The 15,324-nt window shown below is 46.4% G+C and carries 4 protein-coding genes; 1 reads left to right on the top strand and 3 read right to left on the bottom strand.

The window, feature by feature from the left end; all coding sequences use genetic code 11:
* Positions 1-385 precede the first annotated feature (385 nt).
* Positions 386-10,063 (top strand): VCBS domain-containing protein, encoded by a 9,678-nt coding sequence (locus L0991_16410; protein XGB65114.1) that lies wholly within the window; start codon positions 386-388, stop codon positions 10,061-10,063.
* Positions 10,064-10,176: 113 nt separating this feature from the next.
* On the opposite strand, the gene L0991_16415 is transcribed toward L0991_16410, so the two are convergent.
* Genes L0991_16415 through L0991_16425 form a run of 3 tightly spaced genes read right to left on the bottom strand, consistent with a single transcriptional unit; the run spans position 10,177 to position 15,267 of the window.
* The gene (locus tag L0991_16415; protein ID XGB65115.1) at positions 10,177-11,490 is read right to left on the bottom strand and encodes an HlyD family type I secretion periplasmic adaptor subunit; all 1,314 of its coding nucleotides are present in this window, start codon (positions 11,488-11,490) and stop codon (positions 10,177-10,179) included.
* A complete protein-coding gene (locus tag L0991_16420) occupies positions 11,483-13,633 on the bottom strand; it encodes an ATP-binding cassette domain-containing protein (protein XGB65116.1) in 2,151 nt (716 codons plus the stop codon). Before L0991_16420 ends, L0991_16415 begins: the two co-directional genes overlap by 8 nt.
* On the bottom strand, positions 13,630-15,267 hold the full coding sequence (locus L0991_16425) for an ABC transporter ATP-binding protein (GenBank protein XGB65117.1): 1,638 nt from the start codon (positions 15,265-15,267) through the stop codon (positions 13,630-13,632). Before L0991_16425 ends, L0991_16420 begins: the two co-directional genes overlap by 4 nt.
* Between the last annotated feature and the right edge of the window lie 57 nt (positions 15,268-15,324).

Genomic DNA, 15,324 nt, shown 5'->3' on the forward strand with positions numbered 1-15,324 from the left:
GAAGACTATAAAGGTTACCCTTAGGGTAAGGTCAAGCTTGTTAAGCGTTATCTTTAACTAATCGATGAAATTTTTAACTAATTGACCAAGGATTATTCAACACGCCTTACACTAAAGTGAGAGAGTCGTTTGATTTAAGGAAATTTTCTTTAAAAATTATCCGATTACCTCGCGAAACCTCTATCTGTGTATTTTACTTAAGAAAGTGCAACCAAGATTCACGGATGAGAAAATGGCTAAAAACAACAACGTCGAAACACACAAGAAAAATACAAAAATAGAGAATGAAAAAAGCAGCGAGCTAAAGCCAAAAGAAACAACAAAAAATAAAAAGCTCAGACTACATTCACACCTGAGGGTTAACATCCCACTCTTCCAGTCTCTCATGATGATCTTACCATCATTGGCTAGGCACGCTGAAGCTACCGAGGGGTCAGGTGATTCTTCTCATGACATGGATTTAGCGGCGACGAATAGTGTTGCAGATGAAGACATCGTCGATAAACACACCAATGCAGCCCCCTTAGAAGCTACTCATCAAAATATTCAAAAAAATGAGAGCCAAGAAATCCCTGATACCACTGAAAGTCAGGCACCTCATGGGGCAAACACGCATTTAGTTCCTTCTCATCACCTATCGACGCTTTCACACCCACAGGTTCACTACATCCCTTCCGTCTCCATGCCAACCATTTCAGCAGGAGGTAACGGTCAGCCAACTCATTCAAACACGCCTCCTACACCAACTACACCCGTCACTTTTATTCCAGAAGTGATCAAGGGGACGTACGGAGAGCTTCATGTCGATGTAAACGGCCAATACACGTTCGTATTAAACCCCAACTCACCTCAATACATCTTGCTTAACCAACACCAACAAGGCACCGATCACTTTGCGTTACACCTATCTAATGGCGCGAGCATCGTTGTTCAGATACCGGTAACGGGTAAGCAAGACTTGCCAAGTATTTCTGGTGATTTAGCAGGGATCGTTACCGAAGATCACAATGTCGATTCACAAGGTTTACTCCATGCAAACGGTAAGATTGACGTCATTGACCCAGACCAAAATGAAAGCTCAGTAACCCCAGAAGTTATCTCAGGTAAATATGGCTCATTAACCATAGACGCGGATGGGCACTGGCAATATCAAGTAGACAACTCGCTTTCCAACGTTCAAGCGTTAACCAGGGCGACGTCACTGCATGAAAGTTTCACAATCCACACGAAAGATGGCACACCACAAACCATCGACATGACCATTGGTGGCAACGATGACAATGCGGTTATCACAGGTGTGGACACAGGCTCAGTTATAGAAGACCTAACAACTCAGGTACAGGGCCAGCTTTCAGTAACAGACCCAGATCTTGGAGAAGATCATTTTCAAGCGTCTCAAGTTAATGGCCATCTAGGTACATTAACCATCGACAAAGATGGTGCGTGGACTTACGATCTCGATAACACCAATCCAAAAGTGCAAGCCCTGAGCAAAGGCGCGACGGCCACCGATACGGTTACCGTTCATTCAGCAGACGGCACGCCACATCAAATCACGGTCACAGTTAACGGTACCAATGACAAAGCCGTGATTAGTGGCACAAGCTCAGGTGCAGTAAAGGAAGAATCTCAACTTCAAACATCCGGAACGTTAACGATTACTGACGTTGATACTGGTGAAGCGCACTTCTCCAATACTGATGTTGCTGGTGCTTTAGGTACGCTCCACCTCAAAGATAATGGAGCATGGACCTACGATCTCGATAACACCAACCCAACCGTGCAAGCCTTGGGCAAAGGCGCCACGGCCACTGATACGATTACCGTACATTCGGCAGACGGCACGCCACATCAAATCACAGTTACTGTTAACGGAACTAACGATAAAGCTGTGATTGGTGGTACAAACTCCGGCGCTGTAACGGAGGAATCTCAACTTCAAACGTCCGGCACATTGACGATTACTGACGTCGATACCGGTGAAGCGCACTTCTCAAATACTGATGTTACTGGTGCTTTGGGCACGCTCCACCTCAAAGACAATGGTGCGTGGACTTACGACCTCGATAACACCAATCCTAAAGTGCAAGCCTTGGGCAAAGGCGCGACGGCCACCGATACGGTTACCGTGCATTCGGCAGATGGAACACCGCATCAAGTTACCGTCACAATTAATGGTACCAATGACCGCCCTACCATCTCAGGAACCTCAAGTGGTGCAGTCATCGAGCAGGGCTTGAACACCGCAGGAAACCCCGATGCGACAGGGAGTTTAATCGCAACTGATATAGATAAGTCTGACACTATCACATGGGCAATCAATCAACCCCAAGGCCAATGGGGAACGTTGTCGATTGATCAGAATGGTCATTGGCACTATCAGCTCGACAATTTAGCCGGTGGTGCTGCAGATAAGCTAGCGAGTGGTGAACATCAGTCAGAACAATTCTGGATCACTGCTACCGACTCAGCTGGAGCAACAGTCCCTCATAAAATCGTTATCGATGTGCAAGGTAGTAACGACAAACCGATTGTCAGTGCGTGGACTCAGCTTCCTGCGGGCAAAGAAGATCAACCTGTAACCATAAAAGCTTCTGATTTGCTAACGCATGCAAACGATGTTGATAGTAGCGATGTTTTGCATGTGACGAATCTGCAAGCTACTCACGGACATCTGGTCGACAACAAAGACGGCACTTATACCTTCACGCCAGACAAAGATTTCAATGGTGAGATTCGACTCACCTATGATGTCGTTGACGGCCATGGTGGTAGCGTTAGTACTCAAGCTAAGTTTGACCTTACCGCAACTCCTGATAACGCGATTATTACCGACGCACAAACCAATGCAGACTTAAGGGGAGTAACTGAAGATCGTGGTTACATAGATACCCACTACCAACTACATTACGACGGCAAGTTAGACATCCAAGACCCTGATGCGGGTGAAGCTCAATTTGATCCAAATATCGGCCCACAAACCTATCAAGGTATTGGCTACGACACCAAGTTAGGTGGTCATATACTGCTTATGCGCGATGGCCACTACATCTATACTCTCGACAACCGCAACATACAGAACTTAGCGCAAGGTGAAGTTAAACACGATTCTGCCGTTATACGTTCAGCGGATGGTACTACGCACACGATAGAGCTTACGGTTCATGGTACCAACGATGCCCCTACCATCAATGCACAGTCTCACTCAGTGACTGAAGGTGGAAGTGTTCTAAATGGACAAATGGTTGGCCAAGATATAGATACCGGTGCGACCTTGACTTACAGCGCACCGCAGATTGATGGTTTAGTGGTTAATCCGGACGGCAGTTATAGTTTCAATCCTGCTCACTCTAGCTATCAATCGTTAGCATCAGGAGTCACGAAAACGCTGACTGTTCCCGTAACAGTCACAGACGAACATAATGCGAGCAGCACTCAAAACCTCTCAATTACGATTACAGGGGTTAATAACTCTGCCGTTATTGGCGGTGTCGACACGGGTAACGTAACCGAAGGTAATGCTGGACAGGACATGTCCCCAGATTATGCCCAACCAGGCATGGCTCACTTGGTTCGAAGTACAATTGACGCCAGTGGCAAGCTTACTATTGCCGACACAGACACAGGTGAGGCGGAGTTTGATACACACGGACTTGGTTTTAATTACGCTGGCCAATATGGCGACCTACTTCTACGAAAAGACGGAACTTGGTTTTATCACGCTGATACGGGGCAAATTCGTAGCACTGGTGGTCTCACAAGCACCCGAGGAACAACCATCGACCAGCTTGGTGAAAATCAAACTCTAACTGACACCATCACCGTTTTTTCTAAAGATGGTACATCGCACGATATTGTCATTACGATTCACGGTAGTAATGACCGCCCTTACTGCGCTTCTGAAGTACAGCTCAATTCAGGCAAGGAAGATCTAGCTCAAACCATCACAGCAACCGAGTTATTGACAAATACAGTTGACGTAGACGCCAACGATGCAGGCAAGCTCACTATCGCTAATTTACATGCTGATCACGGTTCGATCCAAGACAACCACGATGGAACCTATACTTTCACGCCAGTCAAAGACTATAACGGCCAAGTTCATTTCACTTACGATGTGAAAGACGCGCATGGCGGTACCACCCACACTGGCGCGAATACTACTCTCGCAGCTACCCCTGACAAAGCCATTATCTCTGAAGTGACCACTGGAAGGGTTATTGAGGATGGACCACATGCAACGCACAACAACGGCACCACGACTGAATTAGCCAACGGCCAACTTCAAGTCATCGACCTAGACAGCGGCGAAGATAAGTTCCAATACAGCCAATTTGGTGAGACTCGAATTCACGATCCGTTTGGTGGCATGCTTCGAATTGATAGTGCGGGTAATTGGGGATATAGCGTCGACAACGCGGCACTTCAACATCTAGCGCAAGGGCAAGTTGAAACGGTCACCTATCGAGTGCACAGCTTCGATGGTACTGCCTACGACTTAAATATTGATGTCGTCGGAACCAACGACGCACCGACAGTTACCAAGGTGGCTCTAAGCAATGGAACGGAAGATATAAACTATCAAATGCAGGCGAGTCAGTTCGGATTCACCGACGTCGATACAGGCGATACGCTGCATTCCATCGCGATCACTGACCTGCCAACAGCGGCTCAAGGTAAGTTTGTACTCGATGGACACGATATCACCGCAGGTCAGCGCATCATAGCCTCCGATATCACTAAGCTTCAGTTTGTCCCTGCCCCAAACTTTAACGGTGATGTTCAATTTAAGTTCACGGTGAATGATGGACATGCCAGCTCTGCAGAAACAACTAATACATTGCATATTGATGCGGTTAGTGACGCTGCACAAATCAGTGGACAATTAACGACCGAAGACCGTTCTCACGTCACTGAGGATGTTAGAGTGAGCGGTCATATGTTGTCTTCCGATTCTATGACTCTGCACGTGCATGACCCAGATTCAGGTCAAAATTTCTTTATTCCTACAGGAGCAACAGGCACCACCAACGGACAATCAAACGGAACGTGGGTCGATGGTGACAACAATGTTGGTCAGTTCATTCTTCATGCCTCTGGACAATGGCTATTCAGGGCAGACAACAACAACCCTCAAATAGACCAACTAGGGGCTGGGCAGAAAATTCAAGACACCATTACAGTGCAAAGTGCTGATGGTACAACTCAGCAGCTAACCGCCGTTATCCACGGTACTAACGATGCTCCCATTGTTTCGACACAGGTACAACTGGCCACAGGGCAAGAAGATTCAGTTCAAGTGTTGAGTTCAACAACACTACTAGCGAACTCTAGCGACGTTGATCTCAATGATATTGGCAAGCTCTTCATTGATAACTTACATGCTGATCATGGAACAATCGTCGATAATAAAGATGGTACATTCACCTTTACGCCAGATCATAATTACAACGGTCAAGTGCACTTCACTTATGACGTTAATGATGCACATGGGGGAACAACACACACAGGGGCAAACACAACCTTAGCAGCGGTCAATGATGCAGCGACCATCACAGGCGTGGACTCGGGTTCCGTCACCGAAGACCAAAATGTTCACTCTTCTGTACAAGGCAATTATTCATATAAATTAGAAGCTAAAGGCCACCTTACAGCCGTTGACCCAGATGCAGGAGAATCAGGTTTTGACTACCACACACTCATCGGCGCTCCTACACATCCTAACTGGGCACCCTACCGATCCGCACTTGGTGGTGAGTTAGAAATAGATCAACAAGGAAGATGGCACTATTACATCGATAATCGTAAGTCTGAAGTTCAAAGTTTAGGCGCAGGTGAAACGCTCACGGATACCGTCACTATCCAATCTAAAGATGGCACGCCACATATGATTACTCTCACTATCAATGGCACCAATGATGATCCCGTTTTATCGGTAACCCAAACAACTCCAACAACAGGTACACTGACCGAAACTGATGTTGACGTGAAAGACACTCATACCTTCTCTGTCGTCAATTCAACAGGTCAATTCGGTTCGCTATCGGTTGACCCAGATTCGGGCGCGTATGTGTATACAGCCAACGGTTCGGTTGCTGGGATGAGTTACAACGCAACTACGCACACATATCACGGCGCCGATGTGTTCGAAGTAAAAGTGTCTGACAATCACGGCGGGGAGTCATCGAAGTTCATCACTTTTGATGCCAACGGTCATGTTTCAGTTGTGCCAGGACAATCACCGACGATTTCAACCTCTGTGCCTTCCAATCCACTGGTAACGACAACGCAACCAAGTTTACCAGCAGGAACAAACACTCCGCCAAATAATGCAGTCACCGTCGACTTAGCGACATCTAGCGATACTGGTACTTCCGATACCGATAACCTCACTAAAGACAGCACACCGACAGTCACCGGGCACACGGATATTCCTTACTCACAAGTCACTATTTATGATGGCTCAACACCTATTGGACATGCGCTATCTGATGGCTCGGGACAGTATAGTGTGGCGGTAAGCAGCTTATCGAATGGCGCTCATAATCTTTCTGCCAAAGCCTTAGCGCCTTCTTCAGTTTTACCATCAACATCATCCATTCTTCCATTGCATGTTGATACTGTAGTGGCACCGCTTCAAGTCTCATTAACCCATGACACAGGAAGCAATTCGTCTGATTTGATTACTAGCGATGGTTCATTGACTATCACTGGACAAGAGACAGGCGCAACCGTTGAATACTCGACCGACAACGGACACACATGGACATCAAGTTTCACCCCTCAACAAGGCTCAAATACGGTCAGCGTGAGACAAACTGACGCCGCAGGAAATGTATCCACTCCGACATCTCTAACGTTTACTTATGATGATCAAACCGCTACGCCTTCCATTGATTTGAAAGCGTCAACTGACTCGGGAGTGTCTACAACCGACGATCTTACGAACATTCATACCCCGATAATCACCGGTATGGCTGAAGCAAACTCAGCAATTTCCATTACCGACGAAACAGGGAAAGTGATTGCTACTGGAACAGCTAATAGCAGTGGTGTTTATCAGCTGACCACATCGGATATTGCTGAGGGTAAACATACTTTAACAGTGTCTTCTACCGATGTAGCAGGTAACCAAAGTAGTGCGTCCCTACCCGTTGAAGTTGACTACACAGCGCCAACCATTTCAAAGGTCAACTTAAAAACAGAGACTACCCATCAGCCAACATTTAGCGGTACGGTTTCTCTAGATACCACCAGCGTTGACATCGTCATCAAAAGCGGAAGCACCATTATTGAAACCTTACACGCGACACTAGATGGAAAAGGTGGTTACACGGTTGACGCAACTAATTTGCCAGACCAAAGTTACACAGCATATATTCAAGCAACTGACAAAGCTGGCAATAGCACCGCATCTGGTTACGCAGGCACTTTTGATCGTTTCATCGTTGATACTCATGCATCCGCGCCTACTATCAGTTTTGAAAGCACCGGCTTGGATAACATTTATAACGCAGCCGAAGTTGCATCAGGAGCTGCGAGTACCATTACCAGTACAATTCACTTACCTTCTGATGCACATCCAAAAGATACGCTGACAATTAACGGACATTCTCACCATATCACCGACGCTGAATTTTTGGCTAAATCCGTCAACATAGAAGTCGCACCAGGGGCATCAATTACAGCAAGTATTACTGACCAGAATGGTAATACATCAACTGTCACAAACGCTATCGCGCCGAGTGCAGATGTTACTGTCGCGCCGCTACAAGTCTCGTTAACCCATGACACAGGAAGCAATTCGTCTGATTTGATTACTAGCGATGGTTCATTGACTATCACTGGACAAGAGACAGGCGCAACCGTTGAATACTCGACCGACAACGGACACACATGGACACCGAGTTTCACCCCTCAACAAGGCTCAAATACGGTTAGCGTGAGACAAACTGATGCAGCAGGAAATATATCCCCTGATACTTCGGTGACTTTCACACTCGATAATACGATTGCTGCGCCAGCGGTCTCTTTGCGCAACGACACTGGGCGACACTCGGTTAACACCCCAGACTTAATCACTAAAGACTCTCAACTTACAATTCAAACTGAAGCTGGTGCAAAAGTAGAATACTCGAATGACGGCGGGCACACTTGGACAGCTGTGTTCAATCCAGTTGAGGGGGTTAATGACCTACAGGTAAGACAGACTGATATCGCAGGCAACGTATCGCCAGTGACGCACTTTAGCTTCACCTTGGACACCACTCCCGGCACAATCACAGTAAACCCGATATCGCAGGACAATGCGTTAAATGCAGCAGAGAACAATCAACCATTAGTGATCACCGGCACGACATCCAACATAGCACCAGGGGATGTCGTCTATGTCGTCATCGGCAATAAACACTTTTATGATGCAACGGTAAAAACAGATGGCACGTGGTCATTAACTCTAGGTACTTCTATACATCAAAACATAATGGCGACCGATCGCGACTACTCAATACAAGTCGGTACCGTTGATACGGCAGGCAATTCGACGCCTCGCATTTCGACCCATCTGCTGATTGATACGCAGAGTCCGATTCCACATATCGCAGTTGACTCAGTGACACAAGATAACGTGCTCAATGCTCTTGAGTCTGGTCAAACTATCGCGATAACCGGAACAGTAACTGGCGATTACCAAGCAGGTGATATTGTCAGCTTAAAGATAAACGGTGCAACTATTTCATCACTCACAGGCTCAGTTGATTCGAGTGGACATTTTTCTATTCCAGTGGCTGGTAATGTATTGGAACATGCCAATATTCATACTAGCTATGCAAATGGCCAGTCTGGCTCGATACACTCAATAGAAGCCACCATTATAACCACCGATGCCGTAGGAAATGTTGGCAGTGCGACGACAGGTTCCCAGGTATTCAGCGTTGATACTCATGTTAGCCTGCCGACAATTACCTTTGAAAACCCTGGACCCGATGGGCTTTACAGCAAAGCAGAAATAGCCCACGGGCACCCCAATACAGTCACTGCGACAATTACCCCACCGGGTGATGCTAAGGTTGGCGAACATCTCGTTGTTAATGGACAAGATCACGTACTAGATGCCCATTCACTCCAGCATGGGTTACAAATTGAAGTAAACCCAGGCTCTCAAGTGCAAGTCACCATGACAGACGAACACGGAAATACAGCGGGTAGCCAAGGTGTTGCCGCCAGTGCAATCCCAGAGCCGATTGTTGTTAAACCACCATCTGGTAGCCATCAAGTGTCCGGTACACTTGGTGTTCCACCTCTTGTCCCATCTCAAACGCCTGTCCCATCGGCGCAAAACGGTTGGCGTATCCACCTACCTAATGGTCAGTATGTAACAAGCCATCATGGGCAATATGGAACGTTAACCATTGACCCTCAAACCGGTCACTTACATTACCAAGAGCAAGCACAAGTCCACACGGGACCACATGGCAGTGCTTCAGGTATTGGTCAGCATGAAGATAAGTTCGAAATCGCGCTGCAAGGGACCAATCAGGATGAGGTGGTTGCCCACGTGAATGTTCAGATACTCAGTCATGGACCAGGGCATAGTGGCAAGCTTACGATTGGAACTGAGGTTGTTGATATGACGATCACACCTATTGTCCACGCATCTCACCCTGCTCCACCTCCACCACCGCCAGTTCAGCATGACGAGCCAGAGATCGCCTCTCACGAGGACTTCACGTTTACTGTAAGTGAAGACACTTCTCTAGATTTATCTCAGCATGCTCATCAGGAGCCAGACCAAAAAACAGATCACCAGGGTGCTGCGGCTTATTTGGATGCCCTAGGTATTCAGCCGAATGCATCGCCTACCACAGGGCACGATCAACCCGCAGATATGGACATCGTGCTTGCACAAGTCGACGAGCAACATGCGGTAGATTACGATCAAACGCATTTAGATATGTCGGATGCACTTGAACACCATGATGCAGCCAATAACCACAACCAAGATGATGAGCACCATCATCACCACGACGTAGATGGACTACCAGACATAGATCCAAATAACTAATGCTGGGTGATTAATCATTAGTGAAGAAAACAAAAGGGAGCACGCCATGTGCTCCCTTTTTAATGGTTGTTTCTTATATAATTCTGAACTAAGAACAGTTGTGATTCTTCGAGTTACCTTTCACCAAATGCAACACTGATATTGGTATAGATCGGCTTCCAAAGGTATTGGAACACCGACTTCTCGCCCGTCGTGATATCTACCTCTCCCGTCATTCCAGGAAGAATTGAAAAGCTTTCAGGGTTGTCACGGAAATACGGCGTTTCCACAGACACCACAACCTCATAATAGATTTCACCGCGCTCACTTTGACTTGTGGTTGGTGAAATACTCTCAACCTCACCTTTTAAGGCACCAAAACGGCTGTAATCAAACGCATCAATCTTGATTCGAGTTGGCTGGCCTACGTTCACGAAACCAATATCTCTCGGAGATAAACGAGCTTTAAAATCGGCTTTACCGCCAACAGGAACAATCTCAACCACAGTCCCGCCCGGTTGAATAACGCCGCCGTTCTGCGTACTTGGCAGGCTTTGTACTAAGCCTTGTAGCGGTGACACTAACATGGTGTTTGTCAATTTCGCTTGGCTTGAACGCACTCGTGCATTAAGAGCTGACAAATCTGATACTGCTTTGGATCGATCGTCACTGACTTTTGCTTTGGCCTCAGCAAGAAGTTGTTCGATTTTTTGCTCATTGCTGTCTGCCTGCTTAATCAGAACCGACTTCTTGCCGCGAGCTTCTTCAATTTTCTGCTCTATGCTGGCCAACTTCTGACGCATTTCAAGCACACGTAAACGAGAGATGTTCCCGGCCTTATAACCTTTTTCTAAGATGTTCAGTTCTTGCTTAGTGGCACTTAGCTCTTTGTCGTAGCTAGGTAGAGACTTTTCTACGACACGAAGCTGCTCTGCTATCTGCTCACTGTCCTTTTCCAACACAATGCGTTTTTGATAGTAGAGGCCTTTTTGTGCATTTAATTGCGCTTTTTGTTGGCTAACGATCTCCGGGAAATCAATTTCAAATTCCCCAAAATTCGGTTCACGATTATCTAGCAAAGCGTTCATACGCTCGATACTCGCAAGCAAGGTTACTTGTTGTGATTTCAACTCTTCGAGTGCTGTACGCTGGAAGGTCGCGTCAAACTCAACAAGCGGCTGCCCCTTCTCTACCAGTTGACCTTCTTTAACGAGAATTTGCTTCAACTTACCGCCAATGGCGCTTTGTAATACTTGCTTTTCCCCTTCAGGAATCACCGCACCTTTTGCTTTTGCGATTTCATCCACTTGAGTAACCACAGACCAAGTAACAAAAGCGATAACACACAAGGCAACTGACCATGTCGCCAGCGCCAATGTTCGAGCTGTATTTTGTGATTCAACAAGCTCACCGTAACGCTTGCCAGTCTCGATAGGTTTTTTAGCCATTAGCGACTCCTTGCTTTGACTCTACTTTTTGCTTTGGTAACTCTTGTGTGTCAGATAACTGCTGCTCTTGAGACTCTGATGGCTGCTCCAAAGGACCGGCATAAACCACAGCACCCTCGTCTAACACCACGACTTTATCAGCGAGCTTAATCAAGTCTGGATCATGCGATGTATAGATCACCGTTGCTTTTCCTTTCTTCGTCGCTAAGAATTCACCGAATACACGTTTAGCATTGGGATGGCCATCTGGTACCGGGTTATCCATTAGGAACATCGGGTAGTCATACACCAAAGCTTTGGCGTCAATGAGGATCTGAGCGACAGTGCCTGACAACATGTCAAACAGGCTATCCGGTTGGATGCTACTGATAGAGGTATCTAAGCCATCTGGTAATGTGGAGAACCAGCGCTTGCCGCCAACCATATCAATGGCTGATATCATTTTCTGCTCCTCCACTTTATGTCCATCGCTCAACCACTCTCGAATACTCAATGTCAGTAAGTCGGGGTAAGCCGCGCGAATGAAACACCAGTGCCGATAGAGCTGCGGATCGTACTGAGCAAGGTTTACCCCTTTAAGCTCTACCATGCCGTTCTGAATAGGCTGTAAACCAGACAACACTTCAATTAATGTCGATTTACCACTGCCTGAAGGGCCTGTAATCGCGACAATATCCCCCGCTTCAACATCAAAACTTACCCCATTCAATGCAGGGCGACTCTGTTTAGGATATCGGAGAGTCACTTGATCTAACTTCAAGCTCGGAGCAACCATTGGCAATGGATGATGCTGGTAACTGAATTCACGTTCAGACGGCTGAGACAGAATACGATTTACCTGCAGCTTAGATTGATTAAAGCTATTAAAACGCATCGCACTGTTTGCCAGCACCTGCGCAGGCCCAGTCACTTTGGAAATCAACATCATTGATGCAATCAAACCACCGGGCGTCATCACTTGCTCGAAAATAAGTCCAATACCTAAGCCCATAACAGCCAGTGTTGAACCCACTCCAATAAAGTAATAAATCGAGGTGTATCGACTTTGCAGCACCGATTGATTAAATGTCACCGTAGAGGCAAGCAGATTGGCCTTTTGGAAACGTTGAATCCAGTGTTCCGAAAACCCGGCACTACGAATAAAAGCAAGCTTAGACGTCAACTCATTAGTCATGTTTTGACGATTCGTGCCGGCTACCGTCGATTGCATTGACCGCTTACTACTCGAACGTATCGAACGCTTAGCTAACAGGTAATACAAAACTAAAGAGACTATTGGAACCAGTACTAGCCATCCACCTAGCACTCCTATCGCCAGGACAAAAATGGCAATGAAAGGTAAATCAAACAACGCATTACCGAGTGGTCCTGATAACACACCTGAAATGCGCTCAGATAACATCACTTGGTTTTGTTGACTAGACGAGGCAGTTTGCTGATTTTGAGCATAGCTATTTCTTAATAGTCGCTGCACAAGGGATTGAGATATCTCGCGACTGACTCGGTTGGACACAGAAGCAAACACTCGACTGCGCAATGTTCTTAACCAACCCATCATCACAAACAACAAAGCGGCACCAATGGCAATTCCTTGCAGTTCGTGCCCAGCATCGCCACCAATTACATGGTCATAGATCGACATCGTGATAAATGGCACTGCGAGAGCAAATAGATTGGTGATAAAGCTGACCAAGAGCAATTTAGGAATGATAGGACGGAAAGCATGTAACCGTTCACCAACCCAATCCGGAGAAGCCTTCTCCAATGGCGCCCCTTCGATCACAATGCAAAATTGAGGAACCTCTGAAACGTCTTCATTGCCATCAACAGCCACAAACTGTTTTGACTCCAAGTGACCAGAAACCAATTCACTTTCACTAAGAACTAGGAGAACTAATTTGTGATCGCCCACCTCATCTAGGTTAGCAACTAAGCGATATGGCAATGCAAGCCTATCAAACAGGGCAAACATATCATCTATTGATTCAATGCCGTTCTCATCAACCCATTGACTAGCGAACAGTTGGATATTCGCATTTACTTCCAACGCCTTGAGTACAGAAAGGCTTTCAGTTTCCAGTCGGTTCATCGGCTCATGTTGACCGTCTGTTTCGCCATGGCGATTAGCATCTAAACGATTCATGCAATGACCTCCTGCTTATTAGAACTGTCTTCGGCAATCGAACCGTTTTCTACTGTAATTGTTCGACTCGCTATTTCGCGAAGTTTTGCATGATAGCTCACCATCAATATGGTGCGCCCTGCCAATACTTCTTCTTCCAGCACCTTGACCAGATTACCGAGAGCATTGAGATCGAGCGATGAATCCGGCCTTTCTAGCATGATAACGGGCTTGCCACTCGCTAATTGAGCCGCAATATTGAGCATTTTAATGTTGCCCATACTCAACAAAGAGGCATTTGTATGACCGATTTGTGTTTCTAACCCATCAGGTAAACGGGTAATTTCTTTGGTTAATCCTAAGCGCTCAGCATAATCATTGGCGCTTTGTGTTCTCTCAGGATCAAATCCACACAAATTGTCCAGAATCGTACCTGAGACTAACTGCCCTTTAACCCCGCAGTAAGCTGTAACTTGAGCGACAGAAGCAATAGAAACGGCTTCACCATTAATGAAGCACTCACCCGCGGCTAAATCATCAATCCCTGCTATCGAAGACAGTAAGTGACTATTGATGTGGCGATCTTCACTCTCTAACAACACCAGCTCACCTTTATTCAGCGTCACGTCCGCACTGGCGAGTTCACCATACCTTTCAACGGTGGCTTGCTTGATTTCTAAAGTCTCAAAGTCAGAGAAATTAAGCTCAGAAACCGCAGACTCAGACAGTGACAAGTCCCCTAACTTTTCAATTGCCTGATTGGCACTATGGATTGAATTAAGCTTGATTCGAACCCCAACCAGAGCGCTAAGCGGCGCCACAGTTCTACCCGATAAGATGGAGCATGCTGCTAACCCACCAGTAGTTAATTGACCATCCAGTACCCACAAGCTCCCGATAATCACCAACAACACAGAAGTCGCGAGTGCGGCAAGCTGAATACACTCTTGAGCGAAGGCATTCTGCTCTTCTTCTTTGGCTTTGGATTGAGAGCGGACATTATTAAGCGATTTAAACTGATTAAAAATTCGAGATTCAACAGCCTGACGTTTAATACCCTGAATGGTTTGGCTAAGAAGGATCAAGAAGGCTTTTCTCTCCTGCTCATCTTTAGAAGCTTCTTCACTTAAACTTTTCACGCGGATAGAAGACAGCCAAACAATACCAAGCGTAATAAGCCAAACTGCCAAAGGTATCGCCACTAGCTCACCGCCGATATAAGCCACCAGCCCTAGAAAGATCAATGCGAAAGGCAAGTCGATGAAGCCAGAGATTATTCCACCAGAATACCAATTCTTAACTTTGGATACCGATCCTAGTCCCTCTTCGACACCGCCTACACCGAGCTTACGAAGGTGACCTGATGATGCAGTCGTCACCCTTTCAACCAAAGTTTGGTAAGTGGCTTTTTCTGTATTGCTGGCCGCCGCAGACAAAAGCCATGTACGCACAAAACGTATGAGTGCTTCCATGCCTGCAGCTAGTGTCGCCCCTGCTAATAGCAGTGTGGCCGTACCATAGCTTTGATTGGGAAGAATGCGATCGTAGATCTGGAGAACCGTTAATGGAACGGCTAATGACAAGAGGTTAATAAGTAAAGAAGGCAGTAAGACTTTCCTTACTACCCCTTTGTTTTTTACTGACGTTACAGGCATACACAATCCTTATCCATGCTTATGAAATAAGATTGGTACACCATGTTGGGTATTGCA

Source organism: Vibrio chagasii, assembly GCA_041879415.1.
Classification (GTDB): Bacteria; Pseudomonadota; Gammaproteobacteria; order Enterobacterales; family Vibrionaceae; genus Vibrio.

Bases quoted from the DNA above. Each gene is read 5' to 3' on its own strand.
- L0991_16410 (XGB65114.1), top strand. From the start codon at position 386: ATGATGATCTTACCATCATTGGCTAGGCACGCTGAAGCTACCGAGGGG.
- L0991_16415 (XGB65115.1), bottom strand. From the start codon at position 11,490: ATGGCTAAAAAACCTATCGAGACTGGCAAGCGTTACGGTGAGCTTGTT.
- L0991_16420 (XGB65116.1), bottom strand. From the start codon at position 13,633: ATGAATCGTTTAGATGCTAATCGCCATGGCGAAACAGACGGTCAACAT.
- L0991_16425 (XGB65117.1), bottom strand. From the start codon at position 15,267: ATGCCTGTAACGTCAGTAAAAAACAAAGGGGTAGTAAGGAAAGTCTTA.